Raw genomic sequence first — 24,082 nt, 5'->3', positions numbered from 1 at the left:
CGCCCGGTTACATTCCGAACCCGGAAGCTAAGCCTTTCAGCGCCGATGGTACTGCAGGGGGGACCCTGTGGGAGAGTAGGACGCCGCCGAACAATCTTTCAAGGGCCCTTGGTCCCAGCGTTCATGCTGGGGCCGAGGGCCCTTTTGTTTTTCCGAAGCGCGTCGGATGGTCGGCTGCGCGAGAATGTCTGTGGTACCCGATGACAGGAGTCACCCCCATGTCCACCAACTCTTCCGACGACCGTCCGGAGCGCGAGCCGCGTCGCCGGGACGGCGGTGACAGGGGCGGCTTCCGAGGAGGCCGCGACGACCGGTCGTCCGCACCTCGACGAGACACCGACCGTCCTAGCGGTGGCGGCGGTTTCCGTCGTGACGACAGTCGTGGTGGTAGCACCGGTGGTGGCGGTGTCCGCCGCGATGACCGTGCCCCGCGCCGTGACGACAGTCGTGGTGGCGGTTCCGGTGGCGGTTTCCGTCGTGACGACCGTGCTCCGCGTCGTGACGACGACCGTGGTGGATACCGCGGTGGTCAGCAGCGTGACGACCGTGGTGGCCGGCCCAGTGGTGGTGGTTTCGAGCGCCGCGACGACCGTGCCCCGCGTCGTGATGACAGTCGTGGTGGCAGCACCGGTGGCGGCGGTTTCCGTCGTGACGACAACCGTGGCGGAAGCACCGGCGGTGGTGGTTTCGAGCGCCGCGACGACCGTGCCCCGCGTCGTGATGACAGTCGTGGTGGCAGCACCGGTGGCGGCGGGTTCCGCCGTGACGACAACCGTGGCGGAAGCACGGGTGGTGGCGGTTTCCGTCGCGATGACCGTGCCCCGCGTCGTGATGACAGTCGTGGTGGTAGCACCGGTGGTGGCAGTTTCCGCCGTGACGACAACCGTGGCGGAAGCACCGGCGGTGGTTTCGAGCGCCGCGACGACCGCGCCCCGCGCCGTGACGACGACCGTGGTGGATACCGCGGTGGTCAGCAGCGTGACGACCGTGGTGGCCGGCCTAGCGGTGGTGGGTTCCGTCGTGACGACAGTCGTGGTGGTAGCACCGGTGGTGGCGGTTTCCGCCGCGACGACCGCGCCCCGCGCCGTGACGACGACCGTGGTGGATACCGTGGCGGTCAGCAGCGTGACGACCGTGCCCCGCGTCGTGATGACAGTCGTGGTGGTAGCACCGGTGGTGGCGGTTTCCGTCGTGACGACAACCGTGGCGGTAGCACCGGTGGTGGCGGTTTCCGTCGTGATGACAGTCGTGGTGGTAGCACCGGTGGTGGCGGTTTCCGTCGTGATGACAGTCGTGGTGGTAGCACCGGTGGTGGCGGTTTCCGTCGTGACGACAACCGTGGCGGAAGCACCGGTGGCGGCGGTTTCCGTCGCGACGACCGTGCCCCGCGTCGTGACGACGACCGTGGCCCGCGCCGCGGCGACCGGCCGAGCAGCTTCCGTCGCGATGACCGTGCTCCGCGTCGTGATGACGACCGTGGTGGATACCGCGGTGGTCAGCAGCGTGACGACCGTGGTGGCCGGCCCAGTGGTGGTGGTTTCGAGCGCCGCGACGACCGCCCGCGCGGCCCGCGTCGTGATGACGACCGCACGGGTGGCGGCTTCCGCCGGGACGACAACCGTGGCGGAAGCACCGGCGGTGGCGGCTTCCGCCGCGACGACAGCCGGGGCGGCGACCGTGACCGGGCGCCGCGTCGTGACAACGACCGGCGCGACGACCGTGGCGGATTCCGCGGCCGTGACGACCGTGGCGGCTATCAGGGCCGCGACGACCGTGACCGGGAGCCGATCAAGCGTCTGCCGATCCCGGACGACGTCACCGGTGAGGAGATCGACAAGGATGTCCGTCAGGAGCTGATGAGCCTGCCGAAGACCCTTGCCGAGGACGTCGCGAGGAACCTCGTCATGGTCGCCCGTCTGATCGACGAGGATCCTGACCAGGCTTACGCCTACTCCCGTATCGCCCTGCGGCTGGCGTCGCGCGTCGCCGCCGTGCGTGAGGCCGCCGGGTTCGCGGCGTACGCCACGCAGAAGTACGCCGAGGCTCTGGCCGAGTTCCGGGCGTCCCGTCGGATGACCGGTTCCGTCGAGCTGTGGCCCGTCATGGCCGACTGCGAGCGCGGACTCGGTCGGCCCGAGCGGGCAATGGCCATGGCCGGCGAGCCCGAGGTGCAGAAGCTGGACAAGGCCGGACAGGTCGAGATGCGCCTGGTCGCCGCCGGTGCCCGCAGGGACATGGGGCAGATCGACGCCGCCATCGTCACGCTTCAGGGCCCCGAGCTCGCTTCCAACGCCGTCCACTCGTGGACGCCCCGCCTGCGTTACGCCTATGCCGACGCGCTGCTGGAAGCCGGCCGCGAGGACGAGGCACGTGAGTGGTTCGGGAAGGCGCTGGAGGCCGACAAGGACGGCGCGACCGACGCCTCCGACCGGCTTGCCGCACTCGACGGTGTGGACTTCGTCGACGCGCTCGGCGATGACGAGGAGCAGCCCGCAACCAGCGTCGTCGCCGATGGTGCGACGGTCGGTCGCGACACCGATGCCGTGGACACGGACGGCCGGGACGAGCTGGACGACGAGCGGAACGATGTCGGGCCGGACGACGAGCAGGACGACGACGTGGATGGATCCGCGAAGGCCTGATCGCCGCTGATCCACTGGATACGGAAGGGCGGCACCCGCGGGGGTGCCGCCCTTCCGCGTTCCCGGGCCCGTGCAAGCCGCACGACCGCACGACCGGCCACGGGCCGACCCGGTCCCGGATCCCGGCCCGGCCCTTTGCCCCGACCCCGGCTCAGCCGGTGCCGAGGCTCCGCAGGACCAGCCCCGTGGCCGGTTTCGGGCCGAACGAGGTCGACTTGCGTGGCATCGTGACGCCCTGCCTGGCCAGATCCCGTACGACGTCCTCGCGTACCGGATTCATCAGGACCGCTGTGGCGTCGTTCCGCTCCGCCTGTTCCACCGCTGCCGAGGTGTCGTGGATGTAGGCGATGTGCTCCGGGGCGTCCGGGATGCCCCACACGTCGTCCAGGAGGGTGGAGTGCAGCACGGTCGCGTCCAGCGTCCGCCAGGCCGCCGGCCGGTCGGTGCGGATCGTGCGGGCGAGCAGCCCTTCGTCCGGCCGGTCGGCCAGGTGGAAGCGCCCGTCGCCCGCGAGGAGGAACGCGTTCCCCTCCGTGGCTGCCTCCGCGAGCGCGTCGAGCGCCCGGGGCAGCGGCACGTCGAGTCGGCGGACGCGGAAACACCCGTCGAGGGCGTGGAGTGCCTGAGCGACCGGAAGCCGGTGCAGCAGGCGGTGGATGGCGCGGACCCGCAGCGGGTAGCGGGCCGTGTCGACGAGGAGTACGAGGCCGAAGTCCCAGGGCCCCGGCTCCGACCGTTCCCGCTGGAGCCTGAGGTAGGTGGCCCAGCGGTGGTGCCCGTCGGCGATCAGCGCCTGGCGGTGGGAGAGATCGGACTCGATCTCAGCCCGTTCCCCGGCGTCCGTGACGGCCCAGAGGCGGTGGCTGAAACCGTCCTCGGTGGTCGTGTCGAGCAGCGGCGGCCGTTCCACGACCCGTTCGATGACCGCCGTCGCACTGTTGGGGCCGCCGTCCCCCGCATAGCTGAGGAGCAGCGGTTCCAGATGGGCCGCCACGGTCCGCATCAGGTCGGCCCGGTCCTCGACGACGTCGGCCATGACGTCCTCGTGCGGCAGTACGATCCCCTCCGACGCGGGGGAGAGCGCCAAGGCCCCGATCACGCCGCGCTGCAGGGTGTCGACGGACCGTTGCTCGTAGACGTAGAGCACGGGCACCGGGTCCGGGGCGAGGACGCCCTCCGCGAGCCACTTCCTCAGGGTTCCGGCGGCCTGGCGGTGACGCTCGGCGGCGGTGCCGGCCTGCGGGAGGATCAGCCGCACGATGTTGTGCGGGTCCGCGGACTCGAGATGGTGCAGCCCGTCGGGCCGTACGACGACGTCGTACGGTGGCGAGGTCACCGCCGCCAGGCTGCCGACCTGTTCGGGGACGTAGCGCAGTCCGCGGAAGGGGATCAGCCGCAGCCCCCGGCCGGCGTCGAGCCCGGATGTGTTCATTCGGGCATCGTATGTGCGCTCGCGCGATGCGCGATGATCGGGGGAGATGCACGGGAAGAGGAGCGCAGGCATATGAGTCAGCAGTACAGGTCCCGGCCGCTCGGGAGCAGCGAGGCGCTCAGCAGGGCGTACGACACGGCCCTGCTCGATCTCGACGGGGTGGTGTACGCGGGCGGGCACGCGATCGTCCACGCCGTCGAGTCTCTCGGCAGTGCGCGGGACGGCGGAATGCGGCTGGCGTACGTGACGAACAACGCCCTGCGCACGCCGCACGCCGTGGCCGAGCACCTGACGGAGCTGGGTGTGCCGGCCGAAGCGGCCGATGTGATCACCTCGGCGCAGGCGGTGGCCCGGCTGATGGCCGATCAGCTGCCTTCCGGGGCGCGGGTGCTCGTGGTCGGTGGTGAGGGGCTGCGCGTCGCGCTCCGGGAGCGGGGACTTGTGCCGGTGGAGTCCGCGGACGACGCCCCGGTTGCCGTGGCGCAGGGGTTCGGCGGGCCCGACCTCCCGTGGGGCCGGTTCGCCGAGGCGGCGTACGCGATCTCGCGCGGGGCCGTGTGGTTCGCGTCCAACACGGATCTGACGATCCCGGGAGCCCGGGGCATCGCGCCCGGCAACGGCGCCGCGGTGGAGGTCGTGCGCATCGCGACCGGTGCCGAGCCGCAGGTCGCGGGCAAGCCGCTGCCCCCCATGCACCGCGAGACGGTCCTGCGGACGGGCGCCGAGAGGCCGCTGGTCGTCGGGGACCGGCTGGACACCGACATCGAGGGGGCCTTCAACGGCGGCGTCGACTCGTTGCTCGTGCTGACCGGGGTGACCGACGCCGTGCAGCTCCTCGCGGCTGAGCCGAAGTACCGGCCGACCTATGTGGACCGGGACCTGCGCGGGCTCCTCACCGGACAGCCCGAGGTGTCGGCGCAGGACGACGGCTTCCGCTGCGGCGGGTGGACGGCGGGCGTGCGCGGTGACGCGCTCGCGCTCGACGGTGGCGGCGACCCCCTGGACGGGCTGCGAGCCCTGTGCGGGGCGGCGTGGACGCACGCCGGGGACGGACCGTGCGGACTCGACGCCGGGAAGGCCGTGGCCGCGCTGGACCTGTAGGTCCCTGCGCCGTGGGCCGGCCGGGCTCCGTGGCAGGCCGCCCGCTCCCGGGACCTGTGCGGTACCGGGGAGTTGAGCAAATGGGAGGATAGGCTAACCTAACCACGTGTTGGTCGAGAGTCCCCCCGAATCGAGTCCCGGCTCCGAAGCCGCACCGGACAAGTCCTCGCGCGCCGGGCGCCATGCGCTCCGTGCCGCGGGTCTCCTGGTGGCTGTGGGCGTCCTGGTGCTGGTGTGCCTCGCAAGTATCGCGATCGGTGCCAAGGCGCTCCCGCTGTCCGAGGTGTGGCACGGGCTGTTCCACTACTCCGGAACCAACGGCGACGTCCTCGTCAGGGACGTGAGGGTGCCTCGCACCGTGCTCGGGCTGATCGTCGGAGCAGCGCTCGGTCTCGCAGGTGCGGTGATGCAGGCGCTGACCCGCAACCCGCTCGCCGAGCCCGGTCTGCTCGGCGTGAACGCGGGCGCCGCCGCGGCCGTCGTCTCCGCCATCACCTTCTTCGGCGTCACCTCCCTGACGGGGTACGTCTGGTTCGCGTTCGGCGGTGCCGCACTCGTGTCCGTGGCCGTCTACCTGCTCGGCGGCAGCCGTTCCGCCAACCCGGTACGGCTGGCGCTCGCGGGCACGGCGGTCACCGCGGCCCTGTTCGGCTACGTCAACGCCGTGCAGCTGCTGGACTCGGCCGCGCTCGACCGGCTGCGCTTCTGGACCGTCGGGTCACTGGCCTCGGCGAACACGGAGACCGTCGGCAAGGTGTGGCCGTTCATCGCCCTCGGCGTGGTGCTGTCCCTGCTCATCGCCCGGCCGCTCAACGCCCTGGAGATGGGCGACGACACGGCCAGGGCACTCGGCGCGCACCTGACCCGTACCCGCGTCCTCGCCATGGTGTCCGTCACCCTGCTCTGCGGGGCCGCGACCGCCGCCTGCGGACCGATCGTCTTCATCGGGCTGATGATCCCGCACCTCGTCCGCACCGTCACCGGTCCCGACATGCGGTGGATCCTCCCGTACGCGGCCGTTCTCGCGCCCGTGCTGCTGCTCGGCGCGGACGTGGTGGGCAGAGTCGCCGCCCGCCCCTCCGAACTGCAGGTCGGCATCGTCACCGCGCTGCTCGGCGGGCCCGTGTTCATCCATCTGGTACGACGCAAGAGGATGGCCCAGCTGTGAAGGCGACGCAGGACACGACTGCCCGGGCCGCGCGGGACACCACCGGTGGGACCGCGCGGGACACCACGAGGACGGTCCGCGCCGTGCGGACCGCCGGCGGGCTCTCCTTCCGGGTCGACGCGCGGGCGTTCGCCGTGATCGTGCTGCTCCTCGCGGCGGCGGCCTTCGTGGCCGTGGTGCTGATCGGCAGCGGTGACTACGCGATGTCGCCCGGCGAGGTCGTCACCACACTGTTCGGCGACGGCACCTTCCAGCAGGAGTTCATCGTCACGGAGCTGCGGCTGCCCAGGGTCCTGGTCGGCCTGCTCGTCGGCGCCGCACTCGGGGTCGGCGGCGCCGTCTTCCAGAGCGTCTCCAGGAACCCGCTCGGCAGCCCCGACGTGCTGGGCTTCGGCCAGGGCGCCGCCGTCGGCGCCCTCACCGTGATCGTGCTCTTCCGCGGCGGCCCCACCGAGGTCGCCGCGGGCGCCGTCGCCGGTGGCCTGCTGACCGGCGTCGCCGTCTACCTGCTGGCCTGGAAGCGCGGGGTGCACGGCTACCGGCTCGTCCTCGTCGGCATCGGCGCCGCCGCCATGCTCACCGCCGCGATCCACTACCTGATCACCAAGGCCGACCTCGTCGACGCCACCCGCGCCGTGGTCTGGATGACCGGTTCGCTGGACGGCCGGGACTGGGCCCAGGTCTGGCCGCTGCTCGCGGTCTGCTGCCTGCTGCTGCCCGTGATCCTGGGACACGGCCGGCCGCTCCGCATGATCGAGATGGGTGACGACGCGGCGCACGCCCTGGGCGTACGGGTCGAACGCACCCGGCTCGTCCTGCTCGGCTGCGCCGTCCTCCTCGTCGCGGTCGCCACCGCCGCCGCCGGCCCCATCGTCTTCGTCTCGCTCAGCGCGCCGCAGGTCGCCCGCCGCCTCACCCGCGCCCCCGGCCCCAACCTGGCCGCCGCGGCAGGTACGGGAGCGGCCCTGCTGCTCGTCGCGGACTGGACCGCCATGAACGCCTTCGGCGACCGCCAACTCCCCGTGGGCGTCGTCACCGGTGTCCTCGGCGGCTGCTACCTGCTGTGGCTGCTGGTGTCCGAACGCCGGGCGGGACGCATATGAGACCGCGCACGCCGGACGCCCCGCAGACCGCCCCCCTCGAATCCGGGAGTACGACCATGCAGCGCCTCACCGCGGACTCGGTGACCCTCGGCTACGACCAGCGGGTCATCGCCGAGAACCTCTCGGTCGAGATCCCCGACCACTCGTTCACGGTCGTCGTCGGCCCCAACGCCTGCGGCAAGTCGACCCTGCTGCGCGCCCTGTCCCGGATGCTGAGGCCGAGCGGCGGCGACGTCCTGCTGGACGGGCAGTCCATCCACCGGCTGCCCGCGAAGAAGGTCGCCAGGACCCTGGGTCTGCTGCCGCAGTCCTCCATAGCCCCCGACGGCATAACCGTCGCCGACCTCGTCTCCCGCGGCCGCTACCCCCACCAGGGGCTGCTGCGCCAGTGGTCGCCGCAGGACGAGCGGATCGTGCGTGAGTCCATGGAGTCGACCGGCGTCGGTGAGCTCGCGGACCGCTACGTCGACGAACTGTCCGGAGGCCAGCGCCAGCGTGTCTGGATCGCCATGGCGCTCGCCCAGCAGACCCCGCTCCTGCTGCTCGACGAGCCGACGACGTATCTCGACATCCAGCACCAGATCGATGTGCTCGACCTCTGCGCCGAACTGCACGAGACGCAGGGCCGCACCCTGGTCGCCGTGCTGCACGACCTCAACCACGCCGCCCGGTACGCCACCCACCTGATCGCCATGCGCGAGGGCGCGGTCGTCGCCGAGGGCGCGCCGGGCGACATCGTCACCGCGGAGCTCGTGGAGGAGGTCTTCGGGATGCGGTGCCAGGTGATCGAGGACCCGGAGTCGGGGACGCCGCTGATCGTGCCCGCGGCCCGCCGCAAGCGCACGGCGGCCGCCGTGAGGGGCCTGTCCGGTGCTGAGCGCTGAGGCCTGTCCGGCTCAGAGCAGGGACTTGAGCTTCAGCAGGTCGCGGAAGCCCGCCTCCAGCCGCACCCGCCCGGAGGCCCAGGCCTTCGCGAAGTTGAGCTCGCCGTCCACCATGGCCACCAGGTCGTCGCCGGCCATCGCGAGCCGGATCTCCGCCTTCTCCCGGGGCGGACCGTCGAGCGTGTCCAGCACCCGGATGCGGCCGTCCGCCAGCCGTCCGGTGAACGTGACGTCGAGATCCCTGATGTGGCAGCTCAGCGAGCGGTCGAGGCCTGCGGCCCCGCGCACGTCGCCGTCCGCGCCGGCCAGGTTGTCGGAAAGTGTGTCGAGTGCGCTGCGGCACTCCGCCATGGTCGCCATCGTCACCGACGGTACACCGGCCCTTCGAGGTAGCGTTCCCGCATGAGCGTGAGCGACAGGATGCCGGGGCCGGACACGGCGCAGCAGGGTGGGACGGACGACGGGGCCGCCCCGCCCGCCGTGTCTCCCGCTCCTTCCTACGACCCCGCCCCGCCCGCGCCCCTCGGCCTCGCGCGCACCCCCACCGGGCACGCCGGGGTGGACGCGCGGCTGGAGCGGCTCGCCGACGCCGACCACCTCGCGGCGGACGGACACGCCGAGGTGTACGAGGATGTACACCGCGGGCTGCGTGAAGAGCTGACCGCGCTGGACGCCCGGCCCGCACCGACGCCCGCGCACGACAACAGGAGCTGAACGAGAAGTGGCAGGAGTGGCACGTCGCCGCCTCGACGCCGAGCTGGTACGCCGCAAGCTCGCCCGCTCTCGCGAGCACGCGAGCCAGCTGATCGCCGCGGGGCGGGTGACCGTCGGCGGCAACACGGCGACCAAGCCCGCCACCCAGGTGGAGACCAGCGCCGCCGTCGTGGTCGTCAAGGACGACAGCGACCCCGAGTACGTCTCGCGCGGCGGGCACAAACTCGCCGGAGCCCTCGCCGCCTTCACGCCTCTCGGACTGAAGGTGGAGGGAAGGCGGGCCCTGGACGCCGGAGCCTCTACCGGTGGCTTCACCGACGTGCTGCTGCGGACCGGAGCCGGCCACGTCGTCGCCGTCGACGTCGGTTACGGCCAGCTGGCCTGGTCACTCAGGTCGGATGAACGCGTCACCGTCAAGGACCGTACCAACGTACGTGAGTTGACGCTGGAGCAGATCGACGGGAAGGCGGTGGACCTGGTCGTCGGCGATCTGTCGTTCATCCCGCTCGGCCTCGTGCTGCCCGCTCTCGCGCGCTGCGCCGCTCCCGACGCCGACCTGGTGCTCATGGTCAAGCCGCAGTTCGAGGTGGGCAAGGAGCGCCTCGGCACCGGCGGTGTGGTCCGTAGCCCCGAGCTGCGGGCCGAGTCGGTGCGCGAAGTGGCCCGCCGGGCCTGGCTCCTGGGCCTCGGTGTCCAGGGGGTCACGGCGAGCCCGCTGCCCGGGCCGTCGGGAAACGTCGAGTACTTTCTGTGGCTGCGGGCCGGCGCACCTGAGCTGGATCCCGCGGATGTCGATCGCGCAGTGGCGGAGGGGCCTCGTTGACGACGCATGCGGCACAACCCGGTAACGCGGAACGAACTGTCTTCCTGCTCGCGCACACCGGCCGCCCGGCCGCCATCCGCAGCGCCGAGCTCGTGGTCCAGGGCCTGCTGCGCAACGGCCTCGGCGTCCGGGTGCTGGCCGTGGAGGCCGAGGACCTCCCGCTGCCGCCGTCCGTCGAGACGGTCACCGACGCCACACCCGCGGCGGTGGACGGATGCGAACTGCTGATCGTCCTCGGCGGGGACGGGACGCTGCTGCGCGGAGCCGAGATCTCGCGCGCCTCCGGCGTCCCGATGCTCGGCGTCAACCTCGGACGGGTGGGCTTCCTGGCCGAGGCCGAGCGCGACGACCTGGACAAGGTCGTGGACCGGGTGGTCACCCGCGCCTACGAGGTCGAGGAGCGGATGACGCTCGACGTCGTCGTGCACAGCAACGGCGCCGTCGTGCACACCGACTGGGCGCTCAACGAGGCCGCCGTGCAGAAGGTCTCGCCCGAGCGGATGCTGGAGGTCGTCCTGGAGATCGACGGCCGCCCGGTGACCGGCTTCGGCTGCGACGGGATCGTCTGCGCCACGCCGACCGGATCGACCGCGTACGCCTTCTCGGCGGGCGGACCCGTCGTCTGGCCGGAGGTCGAGGCGCTGCTCATGGTGCCGATCAGCGCCCACGCGCTGTTCGCCAAGCCCCTGGTGACCTCGCCCGACTCGGTGCTGGCGGTCGAGGTGCAGCAGCACACCCCGCACGGCGTGCTGTGGTGCGACGGGCGCCGGACCGTCGAGCTGCCCGCCGGGGCCAGGGTCGAGGTGCGGCGCGGCGCCGTGCCCGTGCGGCTGGCGCGGCTGCACCACGCCTCGTTCACGGACCGCCTGGTGGCCAAGTTCGCCCTGCCTGTGCAGGGCTGGCGGGGCGCTCCGCACTGAGCCCGGGGGCCGCTGCTCACACCCGCGTGAGTGAACCGGTCACCGGGGCCCGTCGCACACCGGCCTTCGGACCTCGTAAGGTCATGTCCGTGTTGGAGGAGATGCGGATACGGTCGCTCGGAGTCATCGACGACGCGGTGGTGGAGCTGTCACCCGGTTTCACCGCGGTGACGGGCGAGACCGGCGCGGGCAAGACCATGGTCGTCACCAGCCTCGGGCTGCTGCTCGGCGGACGTGCCGATCCCGCCCTGGTGCGGATCGGTGCCAAGGCCGCGGTCGTCGAGGGGCGCATCACGGTGTCCCCGGGCGACGCGGCGGCGGTACGGGCGGAGGAGGCCGGGGGCGAGATCGAGGACGGTGCGCTGCTCATCAGCCGTACCGTTTCGGCGGAGGGGCGTTCCCGTGCCCACCTCGGAGGGAGATCCGTGCCGGTGGGCGTGCTCGCCGAGCTCGCCGACGAACTCGTCGCCGTGCACGGCCAGACCGACCAGCAGGGGCTGCTCAAGCCCGCCCGGCAGCGGCAGGCCCTGGACCGTTACGCCGGTGGCCGTGTCGAGGGGCCGCACACCAGGTACGCCGGGGCGTACCGGCGGCTGCGCGCCGTCGTCACGGACCTGGACGAGCTGACCACGCGGGCCAGGGAGCGGGCCCAGGAGGCGGATCTGCTCCGCTTCGGCCTCGACGAGGTCGCCGCGGTGGAGCCGCTGCCCGAGGAGGACAGCGAACTCGCCGCGGAGGCAGAGAGGCTCGGCCACGCCGAGGCGCTCGCGTCCGCGGCCGCCCTGGCGCACGCGGCGCTGGCGGGCGATCCGGAGGACCAGGAGGGTGTGGACGCCACCACGGTCGTCGCCGCCGCCGGACGTTCCCTGGACGCCGTGCGCGCACACGACCCGGCGCTGGCCGCGCTCGCCGACCGGATCGGCGAGATCTCCATCCTGCTCGCCGACGTCGGCGGGGAACTGGCCGGGTACGCCGACCAGCTGGACGCCGACCCGCTGCGGCTCGCCGCCGTGGAGGAGCGGCGGGCCGCGCTCGCCGTGCTCACCCGCAAGCACGGCGGGGACATCGCCTCCGTGCTCGCCTGGGCCCAGGAAGGCGCCTCCCGGCTGACCGAGCTGGAGGGCGACGACGACCGGATCGGTGAGCTCTCGGCCGAGCGCGACGCGCTGCGCGGCGAGCTCTCCGCCCTCGGGCAGGAACTGACCGACGCGCGGACGGAGGCCGCGGCACGCTTCGCCGCCGCGGTCACGGAGGAGCTGGCCTCGCTCGCGATGCCGCACGCCCGGGTCTCCTTCGCCATCCGGCAGACCGAGGCGCCCGACGAGGCGTCCGGCATCGACATCGGCGGCCGGAGCGTGGTCTACGGGCCGTCCGGCGCCGACGAGGTGGAACTGCTGCTGGCGCCGCACCCCGGTGCCCAGCCCCGGCCGATCGCCAAGGGCGCGTCGGGCGGTGAGCTGTCCCGCGTGATGCTCGCGGTCGAGGTGGTCTTCGCGGGGTCCGATCCCGTGCCGACGTACCTCTTCGACGAGGTCGACGCCGGTGTCGGCGGCAAGGCGGCCGTCGAGGTCGGCCGGCGGCTGGCGAAGCTCGCCAGGTCCGCGCAGGTCGTCGTGGTCACCCACCTGCCGCAGGTGGCGGCCTTCGCCGACCGGCAGCTGCTGGTGGAGAAGACCGTGGACGGTTCGGTGACCAGGAGCGGGGTCACGGTCCTGGAGGGCGAGGACCGCGTCAGGGAGCTCTCCCGGATGCTCGCGGGCCAGGAGGACTCGGAGACGGCCCGGGCGCACGCCGAGGAGCTGCTGGAGACCGCCCGCGCCGACGGCTGACGGACCGACGGGGCGTCACCTTTGCGCCATCCGCCTCACTCGTAGGAGTGAGGCGGGCCGTCCCGCTCTCGCCGCGCGTGCGGGTGCAACGTTTCTTCGGTGCCGGAACGTGCGTACGGACTGGCATCCTTGGCGCTGTACATTCCACCGATTCGGGCGCTCCGGGAGCAGATCAAGGTGTCACAGCTGCGTACGGTCCAAGTCCTGGGCGGCGGTGCCGGAAGCAGCGCTCACGTCAGCTCGCTCGCCGCGGGCCTGATCGCCAGAGGGGTCCAGGTCACCGTCTGCGCCCCCGACGGCGCGGGCCGCGCCCAGGGCCTGCCCGCGACGGGTGCCCGCTTCGTCGCGGTGCCCCGGCGCAGCGACCCCGCCGCCGTCGCCGCCCTCCGTACGGCCTGCGCAGGCGCGGACATCGTCCACGCCCACGGTCTGCACGCCGCCGTACGCGCGGGAATCGCGATCAGCGGACGCGGCACGCCGCTGGTCGTGACCTGGCACTCCCGCGTCCACGCCGAGGGCGCCCGCGGCCGACTGCTGCGCCTGCTGGAGCGAAGGGCCGCGCGCGCGGCGGCCGTTGTGCTGGGCACCTCGTGGGAGCTGGTCGACCGGGCCAGGCGCAGGGGCGCCAAGGACGCCAGGCTCGCACCCGCGGCCGTCCCGGCGAGCCGGCTCGCGGGCACCGCGGACCCGGGCAAGACCCGCGCCGAACTGGGCGCGGTGGGAAGGCCCCTGCTCGTGTCGGCGGCCCAGGACGGACCCGACACGCTGCTCGACGCCGTACGTGCGTGGCGTGCGCTGGACCCCGTGCCCCTGCTGGTGGTCGTGGGGGAGGGCACCCGGCTCGACGCCCTGCGCCGCCGGATCGCGGACGAGGGGCTCCCCGTCGTCCTCGCGGGTGGCCCCGAGGACATCGGCGTACTCCTCGCCGCCGCCGACGCGGCGGTGCTGTCCGGACGCGGCGAGGCCGGGCCGCTGCTCGCGCAGGAGGCGCTGCGGCTCGGTGTCCCGCTGGTCGCCGCCAGGACCGGCGGACTGCCCGAACTCGTCGGCGAAGCGGCGGCGTTCGTACCGCCCGGGGACGCGGCATCGCTCGCGGGCGCCGTCGTGCGGCTCCTCGGCGACCCCGGGCAGCGGGAGCGGCTCGCCGACGCGGGACGCGCGCGGGCCGCGGCCTGGCCGACCGAGGACGACACGATCGCGCACGTCCTCTCCGTCTACGACGAGCTGGCGCGGCCCCCGGCGGGCGCGCGCGGCTGAGAGCTGTCCCGCAACCCCCGGCGGGACAGTCAGTCCTCAGCGGGTGTGCCGACGGGCCCGCAGGGCCAGACTCAGGGCGAGCACCGACTGCGGGTCGTCCAGGTCGGTGCCCAGCAGCTCGCCGATGCGGGCCAGCCGGTTGTAGAGCGTCTGCCGGTTCAGATGCAGATCCCGGGCCGCCTCCGCCTTGCGGCCCGCATGGGCGAGGTAGGCCTCCAGAGTGGGCAGCAGCACGGGCCGGGACGTCCGGTCGTGCTCACGCAGCGGCCCGATCGCCCGGTCCACGAAGGACTCCAGATCGGGATGGTCCCGCAGCCGCCACAGCAGCAGGTCGATGTCCAGGCTCCGAGCGTCGTACCAGGGGCGTTCCCCGAGCCCCTGCGCCGCCGTCGCGGCCTCCGCGGCGTGCCGCAGTCCCGGACCCGCCGCCGCCCAGCCTCCGGCCGCCCCGACCACCACGACGACCGGCGTGCGGTCACCGGCCCGCTCCAGGCCCGCCCGCTCCGCCCCGGCCCGCAGCGCCGCCGCGACCCGGTCCGCGAGGGCCGTGCGCGTGGTCCCGGGGCGCAGTGCGAGCAGCAGCGGAACCCTGTCCTCCACCGGCCGCACCCCGACCAGGACCGGCGCCCCCACCGCCGCGAGCTCCTCCGAGACCGCCCGGGCCAGCAGCGCCCAGCTGCCCGCCGGCGCCGATTCGGGGGCCAGCCGCATGACCACCGGCAGCAGGGGATCCTCGTCGGGCCTGAACCCCAGCACACGGGCCTGCGCGGGCGCGTTCCGCGCCGCGACACGGCCCTCGGCGAGATCCGTGAGGAAGTCACCGCGTCCCCGCGCCGCCACCTCCTCCTCCTGGCGGGCCTGCATCAGCACGACGGCGAGGATGCCCGCCGCCCGCTCGGCCGCCATCCGGTGGACGGTCAGCACCGGGCCCGACACGGCGAGCAGCACCAGTCGGGCGCGTACGGCCCCGGCGCCCGCGCCACCGCCCGGCACCTCCACCAGGACGGCTCCCGCCGGAGGCGTCTCACGTGCGGTACGCGCCCCGCGGAGCCCCTCCCACACCTGCAGCGGATCGGTACCCACCTGGGCGTTGCCGGTGCCCGCCGCGAACAGCAGCCGCCCGTCCGGGGTCTCCAGGAACACCGGGTTGGCGGCGAAGTCCGCCAGGATCCCCAGCACCTGCGGCACCCCGCCACCGCCGAGAACCGCCTGCGTACACCGCCTGTGCACCTCCTCGGCCCGCTGGAGGAGCGCGTAGTGCCCGTTGACGATCTCGGTGTGGATCTCCTCCGTGACCGCCACGAACGGCACCTCACGGTGCAGTTGTACGAGCGGAAGCCCCGCCGACCGTGCCGCGTCCACGATCGCCGCGGGCAGCCGGCTGAAGCGCGGACCGAGCTCCACCACGAGGGCTGCGATGCCTCGGTCCGCGAGCCGGCGGACGAAGGCGCGCTGCTCGGCCGGCCGCGTCCCGAGCCCCAGCCCGGTCATGAGCAGCAGTTCCCCGCCCTTCAGCAGCGCGGGGATGTTCGGCGCCTCACCGGCGTGCACCCAGCGCACCGTGCGGTCCAGCCGGTCCTCACAGGCCAGCACCTCCGGGAGCCCGCCGCGCAGCCCCGGCAGTTCCAGCGCCCGCCGTACGGTGATTCCGCCCTCTGTCTCCACTGACTCCGGCCTCGTGCTTCCACTCGTGCGCCCGCGCGCTTGTCCACCTGAGACGCGAACGCCCCGGCCAGGAAGCTACCGGGCGGCGCCGTGGCCCGTCACACCAAGGCCACGGCGGGCCTGACGTTGTGGTTGAGGTGGAACACGTTGTCCGGGTCGTAGCGTGCCTTGACGGTGGACAGCCGTTCGTAGGCGCGCTCGCCGAATCCGGCGACGACCCGCTCCTGCCCCTCGCGCCCGATGAAGTTGAGGTGGACGGCGCCGTTCGCCCACGGCATCATCGCGGCGCGCACCCCGCGCACCCACCCCCTGACCCGTTCGTCGTCCGACCGGCTCTCCCACGCGCCGAAGGGATGCACGGCCCAGGAGGAGGAGCGCCAGGGCAGCGGATGGTCGGCGGGCCCTCTGGCCACCGCGCCGCCCATGGGGAACAGCACGTGCTGCGAACCGGTGGGGACGGGCAGGGTGGCGGCGCCGGCGCAGAAGGCCGCCGCCGCCTCGTCGGGGAAGCCGTCCAGGTACTCCGCCGACCAGTGGTTCCGCATGCCGGGCGGGTCGTCCAGCATGCACTGCAGATCGGCGTACGCGATGGTGTCGACCAGCTCGGCCTCGTGCTCCAGCGCCAGCAGCGGCGCCGCCACGTCGCGTGCCTCCGCCGGTGTGCCGGCGAAGGTGACCAGCGCCGCGCACACCAGATGTCCCACCAGGTTCTCGGGCACCCATTCCTCGGGCGGACCGGTGACGTAGATGCAGGCGCCGCCCGCCTCGTCCGGGGCGGACTCCATCACGTCCCGGTAGGTGCGGACCGCCTCGGGGCCGTTCTCGGGGCGGAAGAGCAGCAGCACCATGCTCATCACGGGCAGTTCGTGCAGCCGCAGCGTGAGGGACGTGACCACGCCGAAGTTCCCGCCGCCGCCGTGCAGGGCCCAGAAGAGCTCGGGGTTCTCGTCCGCGCTCGCGCGCAAGGTGGCGCCGTCCGCCGTCACCACGTCGGCCGCCAGCAGGTTGTCGCAGGCCAGTCCGAACTTCCGCTCCAGCCACCCGGAGCCGCCACCCAGGGTCAAGCCGCCGACCCCCGTGGTGGAGACCCGCCCGCCCGTGGTCGCCAGGGCGTGGGGCTGGGTGGCCCGGTCCAGGTCGCTCATGACGGCACCCCCGCCGACGCGGGCCGACCTGGCGTCCCGGTCGACCTCCACACCGCGCATCCGGCGCAGGTCGATCACCAGCCCGCCGTCGTTCACGGCCATGCCCGCCACACTGTGACCGCCTCCGCGCACCGCGACCTCCAGCTCCTCGTCACGGGCGAGGGTGAGGGCGCGGGCCACGTCCGCTTCGCAGGCGCACTGGGCCACCACTGCGGGTCTGCGGTCGATCATGCCGTTGAAGACGGTGCGTGCCTCGTCGTAGCCCGGGTCGCCGGGCACGTGGACCTCACCGGCGAAACCGGAGCGGAGGCCGGTCGGAGCGGCAGCCGGCGGGGAGGTTCGGGGCGACATGCTGTGCCCCCTTCGCAGGGCGTGACAGGACCCTTCCATCGTAGGTCCGGCCGTGGACATCGGCCGCTGGGCCGCAGTCCTGTCACGCCCTCCGGGTCAGCCGACGTACGCCCCGCTGGCGGTCAGCCGCAGCGCCGTGTCGATGAGCGGCACATGGCTGAACGCCTGCGGGAAGTTGCCCACCTGGCGCTGGAGGCCGGAGTCCCACTCCTCGGCCAGCAGGCCGAGGTCGTTGCGCAGGGACAGCAGCTTCTCGAAGAGACGGCGGGCCTCGTCGACCCGGCCGATCATCGCCAGGTCGTCCGCCAGCCAGAAGGAACAGGCCAGGAACGCGCCCTCGTCCCCTTCCAGACCGTCGACCCCGGCGTCGTCGCCGTCGGTCGGGTAGCGCAGTACGAATCCGTCCTCGGTGGACAGCTCGCGCTGGATCGCCTCGATCGTCCCGATGACCCGCTTGTCGTCCGGGGGCAGGAAGCCCATCTGCGGAATGAGCAGGAGCGACGCGTCCAGTTCCCTGGACCCGTAGGACTGGGTGAACGTGTTGCGCTCCGGGTCGTAGCCCCGCTCGCAGACGTCACGGTGGATGTCGTCGCGGAGCTGGTACCAGCGCTCCAGCGGCCCCTCCGCGTCCCCCGACTCGATCAGCTTGATGGTGCGGTCCACCGCCACCCAGGCCATCACCTTCGAGTGCACGAAGTGCCGGCGCGGACCGCGCACCTCCCAGATGCCCTCGTCGGGCTCCTCCCAGTGCTTCTCCAGGTACTCGATCAGCTTGAGCTGCAGGCCCATGGCGTAGTCGTTGCGCGTGAGGCCCGTCATGTGCGCCAGGTGCAGTGCCTCGGTGACCTCGCCGTACACGTCGAGCTGCAACTGGTTCGCGGCGCCGTTGCCGACCCGGACCGGGCCGGAGTTCTCGTACCCCGGCAGCCAGTCCAGCTCCGCCTCGCCGAGCTCCCGCTCACCCGCGATGCCGTACATGATCTGGAGGTTCTCCGGGTCACCCGCGACCGCGCGCAGCAGCCACTCCCGCCAGGCGCGGGCCTCCTCGCGGTAACCCGTGCGCAGCAGCGAGGAGAGCGTGATCGCCGCGTCGCGCAGCCAGGTGTAGCGATAGTCCCAGTTTCTGGAGCCGCCGATGTCCTCCGGCAGGGAGGTGGTCGGCGCGGCCACGATGCCGCCGGTCGGCGCGTAGGTGAGCGCCTTCAGGGTGATCAGCGAACGGACCACGGCCTCGCGGTAGGGGCCGTGGTAGGTGCACTGCTCGACCCACTCGCGCCAGAAGTTCTCGGTCGCCTCCAGGGACGACTCCGGTTCCGGCATGGCGGGCGGCTCGTGGTGCGAGGGCTGCCAGCTGATCGTGAAGGCGATCCGGTCACCCGGGGCCACGGTGAAGTCGGAGTACGTCGTCAGGTTCTGGCCGTACGTCTCGACGTCCGTGTCCAGCCACACCGAGTCCGGGCCCGCGACGGCCACCGTGCGGCCGTCGACCTTGTGCACCCACGGGGTGACCCGGCCGTAACTGAAGCGCATCCGGAGTTCGGAGCGCATCGGGACCCGGCCGCTCACACCCTCCACGATGCGGATCAGCTGGGGCGCGCCGTCACGCGGCGGCATGAAGTCGGTCACGCGGACCGTGCCGCGGGACGTGTCCCATTCCGACTCCAGGACGAGCGAGTCGCCGCGGTATCTGCGACGGTCCGCCGCCGGGGCCTCCGTCCCTTCGGGACGGGCGGGTCCCAGCCGCCAGAAGCCGTGCTCCTCGGTACCGAGAAGTCCGGCGAAAATTGCATGGGAATCGAAGCGTGGCAGGCACAGCCAGTCAGCTGTGCCGTCCCGGCAGACCAGGGCTGCGGTCTGCATGTCTCCGATGAGTGCGTAATCCTCGATGCGCCCGGCCACGTGCGTCTCCAGTCGAACGGCCATGTCGCCCCGTAGGGCGCTTACTGCTGGTCAAGGGGTCGTTGTAGTAGAACCGACGAGCCTTTGCACGGGTGAGCGGGCTGGGGTGGTGCCGCTGGGCCGGCCAACTCGGCAGCGAGTGTCCGAGCAGGATACGACGCACCCAGGGGTTCCGCGCGCCTGTCCGCAAGTTGTCCGTCGCCTGTCACCGGCGAATGAGTAGAACGTGAAACGGTCATGGTGATCTTGTGAGCGTTGCCGGGGTCGTATGGCCGGAAGCAGCCCCCCTTCGTCGCTGATACCCTGGTAGCCCGTGGACCGGTGGTCGTCCCGACAGTGGACGAGGCCCCCGAACCGCAGCGACGGCGCCTCCGGAATTCTCCGTACGGCACGCCGGCACGCACCTCATGATCGCGACCACGGGAGCCCCCTTTGGCTATGCAGCCCACATCCACGACGACCAAGCACATCTTCGTCACCGGGGGTGTCGCCTCCTCCCTCGGCAAGGGTCTGACTGCGTCAAGCCTGGGTGCCCTGCTCAAGGCACGTGGCCTGCGGGTCACCATGCAGAAGCTCGACCCCTACCTCAACGTCGACCCCGGCACGATGAACCCCTTCCAGCACGGTGAGGTGTTCGTCACGAACGACGGCGCCGAGACCGACCTGGACATCGGCCACTACGAGCGCTTCCTCGACGTCGACCTCGACGGCTCGGCCAACGTCACCACCGGCCAGGTCTACTCGCAGGTCATCGCCAAGGAGCGGCGCGGCGAGTACCTCGGCGACACCGTCCAGGTCATCCCGCACATCACCAACGAGATCAAGCACCGCATCCGCCGGATGGCGACCGGTGACGTCGACGTCGTCATCACCGAGGTCGGCGGCACGGTCGGCGACATCGAGTCGCTGCCGTTCCTGGAGACGGTCCGCCAGGTCCGTCACGAGGTCGGCCGCGACAACGTCTTCGTCGTGCACATCTCGCTGCTGCCCTACATCGGCCCGTCCGGCGAGCTGAAGACGAAGCCGACCCAGCACTCCGTGGCGGCCCTGCGCAACATCGGTATCCAGCCGGACGCCATCGTGCTGCGTGCCGACCGCGACGTACCGCTCTCCATCAAGCGCAAGATCTCGCTGATGTGCGACGTCGACGAGGCCGCCGTGGTGGCCTGTCCGGACGCCAGGTCGATCTACGACATCCCGAAGGTGCTGCACTCCGAGGGCCTGGACGCCTACGTCGTCCGCAAGCTCGACCTGCCCTTCCGCGACGTCGACTGGACCACCTGGGGCGATCTGCTGGACCGCGTCCACAACCCCGACCACGAGGTCACCGTCGCCCTGGTCGGCAAGTACATCGACCTGCCCGACGCCTACCTCTCGGTCACCGAGGCGATCCGGGCCGGCGGTTTCGCGAACAGGGCCCGCGTCAAGGTCAAGTGGGTCGCCTCCGACGACTGCAAGACCCCGGCGGGCGCCCAGGAGCAGCTCGGTGACGTCGACGCCGTCTGCATCCCCGGCGGCTTCGGCGAGCGCGGTGTGATCGGCAAGGTCGGCGCCATCCAGTACGCCCGCGAGAACAAGGTGCCGCTGCTGGGCCTCTGCCTCGGCCTTCAGTGCATCGTGATCGAGGCCGCGCGCAACCTCGCCGGCATCCCCGACGCCAACTCCACCGAGTTCGACGCGGCCACGGGCCACCCCGTCATCTCCACGATGGAGGAGCAGCTCGCGTTCGTCGAGGGCGCGGGCGACCTGGGCGGCACCATGCGGCTCGGCCTGTACCCGGCGAAGCTCGCCGAGGGCTCCCTGGTCCGCGAGGCCTACGACGGCGAGCCCTACGTCGAGGAACGCCACCGCCACCGCTACGAGGTCAACAACGGCTACCGCGCCGAGCTCGAGAAGAAGGCCGGGCTGGTCTTCTCCGGCACCTCCCCGGACAACAAGCTCGTCGAGTACGTCGAGTACCCGCGTGAGGTCCACCCCTACCTGGTGGCCACCCAGGCGCACCCGGAGCTGCGCTCCCGCCCGACCCGCCCGCACCCGCTCTTCGCCGGCCTGGTGAAGGCCGCGGTGGAGCGCAAGGTCGCGGCGCGGGGGGCCGGCGCCGACGCGTAGGGGCGTCCGGCGTTCGGAGCACCGCGTCGCGGGGCCCGACGCTCCGAGGCGATACGGTTGACCGGGGTACGGATCCTTCACGGGATGCGTGCCCCGGTTTCCGTTTGTTCGTGGGAGGACGTACATGGGTTTCCAGGACACGCCCGAGGAGTGGCAGGTCACCGCGACGGTGACACCCTTCACCGGTAACAAGACCAGCGTCCGCACCGACAGCGTCGTGATGCCCGACGGCAGCGTCCACAACCGCGACTACCAGGTCCACCCGGGGTCCGTCGCCGTGCTCGCGCTCGACGGGGACGGCCGGGTGCTGGTCCTGCGTCAGTACCGTCATCCGGTGCGGCACAAGCTGTGGGAGATCCCGGCGGGGCTGCTGGACGTCCCCGGTGAGAACCCCCTGCACGCCGCGCAGCGCGAGCTCTACGAGGAGGCGCACGTCAAGGCCGAGGACTGGCGGGTGCTGACCGACGTCTACACCACGCCCGGCGGCTGCGACGAAGCCGTCCGCGTCTTCCTCGCGCGGGAACTCTCGGAGGCGGAGGGCGAGCGTTTCGAGGTCGCCGAGGAGGAGGCCGACATGGAGCAGGCCCGGGTGCCGTTGGAGGACCTGGTGCGGAGCGTGCTCGCCGGCGACCTGCACAACAACTGCCTGGTGGTGGGGGTCCTGTCGCTCACCGCCGCACTCGCGGGCGACGGTGTGGACTCGCTGCGTCCGGCCGAGGCCCCTTGGCCGGCCCGGCCGTTCGAGGTCTGACGCGCCCTCAGGCCGCTTCGTGACCCGTCGTCGTACCGGCGTTCCGCGTACCGGCGACGGGTCCGATCGTATGAAACGCTGATCCGATCGAGGGATGCTTCCGCCCCGCGCGGCAGTGATCGTCCGCACCACTGAACTACGCTCGAAACGCCCCGACCGGAGTTCCGGCGGGCAACCGCGTGCAGCGAAGTGGAGCGTGGCCCGTGACCGATCAGGCGGTGGACACCAGCAGCCCGGCCGGATCGGCCAGGACGGCGGGAGCCGGGGAGCCGCCCGATGTGATGGCAAGTCAGTTCTTCGGCCGCGAAAGAGAGTTGAAGAGCCTTCAGGAGGACATCGAGCGCGCCGGCCTGGACACCCTCGCCGGTCGCAAGGCGCCACGCGCCAGGGTCCTGCTGATCGCCGGACGGCCCGGATCCGGACGCTCCGCGCTCGCCGCCGAACTCGCCGCGCGGCTCGCCGAGCCCGGCGACTATCCCGACGGGGTCTTCCGGGTCGCGCTGACCGAGCCCGGTGGCGAGCGCGTCCCCGGAGAGCGCACCGCGCGCGAACTCCTCGGCATGCTCTCCGTCGCCGCCCCGCCCGGAGCCGGAGAGGACGAGCTCTCCCAGATGGTCCGGGAGGCCTTCGCGCCGCTCCGCGCCCTGATCCTGCTCGACGACGCCGTGGACGCCGAACAGGTCGATCCGCTGCTGCCCGACAATCCCGACTGTCTCGTCGTCGCCACCGCCACCGGTCCGCTCACCGGGATCCCCGACGTCCGTCCGTGCACCATCGGCGGGATGGACGCGGGTTCCGCCGTACAGATGCTCGCCCGCGGCATCGGGCAGGTCCGCATCACCGTCGACCCGCGGGCCGCCCAGACGCTCACCGAGGAGTGCGGGGGGCAGCCGGCCGCCCTGGCCCTGGTCTCGGGCTGGCTCGCCGCCCGGCCCGGGGCCTCGGTCGCCGATGTCACCAAGCAACTGCTGGAGCATCAGGAAGACTCCGAACAGCCCTCCGCGTCGAGGCCGTTGGCCCGCGCCTTCCGGCTGGTCCACGATTCGCTGCCACCGGCCGCCGCCTCGATACTGCGGCTGCTCGCCCTCGCGCCCGCCGGAACGGCCGACGCCCACACGGCCTCCGCGCTGGCCGGTTGCTCGGTGTCGGCGGCGGGGACGACCCTGGACGACTTCGTCCGCTCCGGTCTGCTGCGGACGAACGGCGCCGAACCCGCGCAGTACGAGCTGCCCGGCTGCCTCGTGCCGCTCGTGCGCGCGGTGCTGGAGGAGCGGGAGCGGCCCGCGGAGATCCAGCTGGCCCGGGCCAGGATGCTGGAGCGCACGGTGCGCCGGCTCCAGGCCTGCCGCGCGGTCACCGACCCCGAGGACTCCCCGGCGCGCCGGAAGCTCGCGGGACTGCCGCGTTCGCTGCGCTTCCCCGACCCCGGGTCCGCCGCCGAATGGCTTCGTGTCAGGGAACCCTCGCTGGTGGCCGCAGCCCGGCTCGCGGTGCGGGACGGGGACCTGGACACCCTCGCCCGCCGTCTGGTGGCCGCGCTCGTCCGCGCCCTCGCGGTGCACCGCGGCACCGAGGAAGCGGCTCCCGTGCTGTACGGGCTGCACGGCCTGGTCCTCGACGTGGCGGAGCGCCGGGACCTGCCCCGGGAGAAGGCGGCCGCCCTGCTCAACCTCGCGGATCTGGACGCCGGCACCGGCCGTACGCGGGAGGCGCTGGCCCGGTACCGGGCGGCGCTGGACGCCGGGCGGGCGGCGAACGACCTCTACGCGACCGGCCGGGCGATGGAATCCGCAGGCGGCGCCTACGCGGAACTCGGGGACTTCAACCGGGCCTCCGACTGGTACGGCAGGGCCCTCGCCCAGCGGCTCGGCCAAGGGGAGCGGGCCGACGCGGCGAGGCTCTACGGACGGCTCGGAGCCGTCCACACGTATGCCGGGCGGTACGGCGAGGCCCTGCGCGACTGGCGGGCGGCGGCTGCCGGGCACCGCAGGCTCGGGGACCTGCCGGCCCAGGCGCGGGCGCTCAGCGAGGCCGCCCGGGTGCAGGAGTACGCGGGCAGGCCCCAGGAGTCGCTGCACACCTGCCGCGAGGCGGTCGAGCTGGCTCGCCGGGCCGGTGACGTGCGGCTTCAGGCGGCACTGGAGCTCAGGCTGGCGGACACCCTCGACAGGCTCGGTGATCCCGCGGCGGCCCGGCTGCACAGGGCTACGGCGGACAGACTGCTGGTCGAAGAGGGTTCAGCCTACGAAATCCGTAGTGCTTCGATCGAAACTTAATGCTTTGTAAGGC

Annotated in this window: 19 protein-coding genes and 1 rRNA gene; 15 read left to right on the top strand and 5 right to left on the bottom strand. The window is 72.6% G+C overall.

The window, feature by feature from the left end:
* The 3 genes from rrf to AB0I83_RS27670 all read left to right on the top strand — a co-directional run.
* Window positions 1-92: ribosomal RNA gene (rrf, locus tag AB0I83_RS27680) — 5S ribosomal RNA — on the top strand; the annotation flags it as partial.
* Window positions 93-351: 259 nt separating this feature from the next.
* The gene (locus AB0I83_RS27675; RefSeq protein ID WP_363306553.1) at window positions 352-1,857 is read left to right on the top strand and encodes a hypothetical protein; all 1,506 of its coding nucleotides are present in this window, start codon (window positions 352-354) and stop codon (window positions 1,855-1,857) included.
* Window positions 1,857-2,642 carry a hypothetical protein gene (locus AB0I83_RS27670; RefSeq protein WP_363306552.1) on the top strand — a complete coding sequence of 262 codons (786 nt, stop codon included), beginning with the start codon at window positions 1,857-1,859 and terminating at the stop codon, window positions 2,640-2,642. Before AB0I83_RS27675 ends, AB0I83_RS27670 begins: the two co-directional genes overlap by 1 nt.
* 151 nt (window positions 2,643-2,793) lie before the next feature.
* Here AB0I83_RS27670 and AB0I83_RS27665 read toward each other — a convergent pair whose 3' ends face one another.
* The gene (locus AB0I83_RS27665) at window positions 2,794-4,074 is read right to left on the bottom strand and encodes a DUF1015 domain-containing protein (protein WP_356536810.1); all 1,281 of its coding nucleotides are present in this window, start codon (window positions 4,072-4,074) and stop codon (window positions 2,794-2,796) included.
* 72 nt (window positions 4,075-4,146) lie between these two features.
* Between AB0I83_RS27665 and AB0I83_RS27660 the strand changes: the two genes are divergently transcribed.
* The 4 genes from AB0I83_RS27660 to AB0I83_RS27645 all read left to right on the top strand — a co-directional run bounded on the left by AB0I83_RS27660 (window position 4,147) and on the right by AB0I83_RS27645 (window position 8,330).
* A complete protein-coding gene (locus AB0I83_RS27660) occupies window positions 4,147-5,175 on the top strand; it encodes an HAD hydrolase-like protein (protein WP_363306551.1) in 1,029 nt (342 codons plus the stop codon).
* Between the two features lie 208 nt (window positions 5,176-5,383).
* Window positions 5,384-6,343: an iron chelate uptake ABC transporter family permease subunit gene (locus AB0I83_RS27655; protein ID WP_356536872.1), complete on the top strand. Its 960-nt coding sequence runs from the start codon at window positions 5,384-5,386 to the stop codon at window positions 6,341-6,343.
* Between the two features lie 83 nt (window positions 6,344-6,426).
* On the top strand, window positions 6,427-7,446 hold the full coding sequence (locus tag AB0I83_RS27650) for an iron chelate uptake ABC transporter family permease subunit (protein ID WP_356536873.1): 1,020 nt from the start codon (window positions 6,427-6,429) through the stop codon (window positions 7,444-7,446).
* Window positions 7,447-7,502: 56 nt separating this feature from the next.
* On the top strand, window positions 7,503-8,330 hold the full coding sequence (locus AB0I83_RS27645) for an ABC transporter ATP-binding protein (RefSeq protein WP_363306550.1): 828 nt from the start codon (window positions 7,503-7,505) through the stop codon (window positions 8,328-8,330).
* Window positions 8,331-8,342: 12 nt separating this feature from the next.
* Here the strand turns inward: AB0I83_RS27645 and AB0I83_RS27640 are convergent, their stop codons facing one another.
* Complete coding sequence (locus AB0I83_RS27640; protein ID WP_356536815.1) at window positions 8,343-8,690, bottom strand: SCP2 sterol-binding domain-containing protein; 348 nt, start codon at window positions 8,688-8,690, stop codon at window positions 8,343-8,345.
* A 42-nt stretch (window positions 8,691-8,732) separates the two neighbouring features.
* Between AB0I83_RS27640 and AB0I83_RS27635 the strand changes: the two genes are divergently transcribed.
* The 5 genes from AB0I83_RS27635 to AB0I83_RS27615 all read left to right on the top strand — a co-directional run bounded on the left by AB0I83_RS27635 (window position 8,733) and on the right by AB0I83_RS27615 (window position 13,873).
* Window positions 8,733-9,044: a hypothetical protein gene (locus AB0I83_RS27635; protein WP_363306549.1), complete on the top strand. Its 312-nt coding sequence runs from the start codon at window positions 8,733-8,735 to the stop codon at window positions 9,042-9,044.
* A 7-nt stretch (window positions 9,045-9,051) separates the two neighbouring features.
* Window positions 9,052-9,867: a TlyA family RNA methyltransferase gene (locus AB0I83_RS27630; protein WP_363306548.1), complete on the top strand. Its 816-nt coding sequence runs from the start codon at window positions 9,052-9,054 to the stop codon at window positions 9,865-9,867.
* Window positions 9,864-10,787: an NAD kinase gene (locus AB0I83_RS27625; protein ID WP_356536820.1), complete on the top strand. Its 924-nt coding sequence runs from the start codon at window positions 9,864-9,866 to the stop codon at window positions 10,785-10,787. Before AB0I83_RS27630 ends, AB0I83_RS27625 begins: the two co-directional genes overlap by 4 nt.
* 83 nt (window positions 10,788-10,870) lie before the next feature.
* Window positions 10,871-12,616 carry a DNA repair protein RecN gene (gene recN, locus AB0I83_RS27620; RefSeq protein ID WP_356536821.1) on the top strand — a complete coding sequence of 582 codons (1,746 nt, stop codon included), beginning with the start codon at window positions 10,871-10,873 and terminating at the stop codon, window positions 12,614-12,616.
* A gap of 177 nt (window positions 12,617-12,793) precedes the next feature.
* The gene (locus tag AB0I83_RS27615) at window positions 12,794-13,873 is read left to right on the top strand and encodes a glycosyltransferase family 4 protein (RefSeq protein ID WP_363306547.1); all 1,080 of its coding nucleotides are present in this window, start codon (window positions 12,794-12,796) and stop codon (window positions 13,871-13,873) included.
* A gap of 36 nt (window positions 13,874-13,909) precedes the next feature.
* Here the strand turns inward: AB0I83_RS27615 and AB0I83_RS27610 are convergent, their stop codons facing one another.
* From AB0I83_RS27610 to AB0I83_RS27600, 3 genes are all read right to left on the bottom strand, one after another.
* The gene (locus tag AB0I83_RS27610; RefSeq protein WP_356536824.1) at window positions 13,910-15,538 is read right to left on the bottom strand and encodes a PucR family transcriptional regulator; all 1,629 of its coding nucleotides are present in this window, start codon (window positions 15,536-15,538) and stop codon (window positions 13,910-13,912) included.
* A 98-nt stretch (window positions 15,539-15,636) separates the two neighbouring features.
* Window positions 15,637-17,034 carry an FAD-binding oxidoreductase gene (locus AB0I83_RS27605; RefSeq protein ID WP_363306546.1) on the bottom strand — a complete coding sequence of 466 codons (1,398 nt, stop codon included), beginning with the start codon at window positions 17,032-17,034 and terminating at the stop codon, window positions 15,637-15,639.
* Window positions 17,035-17,130: 96 nt separating this feature from the next.
* A complete protein-coding gene (locus AB0I83_RS27600) occupies window positions 17,131-18,957 on the bottom strand; it encodes a glycoside hydrolase family 15 protein (RefSeq protein WP_356536828.1) in 1,827 nt (608 codons plus the stop codon).
* A 414-nt stretch (window positions 18,958-19,371) separates the two neighbouring features.
* On the opposite strand from AB0I83_RS27600, the gene AB0I83_RS27595 reads away from it, so the two are divergent.
* From AB0I83_RS27595 to AB0I83_RS27585, 3 genes are all read left to right on the top strand, one after another.
* Window positions 19,372-21,042 (top strand): CTP synthase, encoded by a 1,671-nt coding sequence (locus AB0I83_RS27595; RefSeq protein ID WP_356536830.1) that lies wholly within the window; start codon window positions 19,372-19,374, stop codon window positions 21,040-21,042.
* Between the two features lie 124 nt (window positions 21,043-21,166).
* Window positions 21,167-21,793, top strand: coding sequence for an NUDIX hydrolase (locus AB0I83_RS27590; RefSeq protein WP_356536831.1), 627 nt, complete (start codon window positions 21,167-21,169; stop codon window positions 21,791-21,793).
* Between the two features lie 203 nt (window positions 21,794-21,996).
* On the top strand, window positions 21,997-24,069 hold the full coding sequence (locus AB0I83_RS27585) for a tetratricopeptide repeat protein (protein WP_363306544.1): 2,073 nt from the start codon (window positions 21,997-21,999) through the stop codon (window positions 24,067-24,069).
* The last annotated feature ends 13 nt before the right edge of the window (window positions 24,070-24,082 follow it).

The organism is Streptomyces sp. NPDC049970, from assembly GCF_040660235.1.
GTDB lineage: Bacteria > Actinomycetota > Actinomycetes > Streptomycetales > Streptomycetaceae > Streptomyces.
Note: the sequence above shows the minus strand (reverse complement) of the source record. Positions and strands in the feature narration are given on the sequence as shown.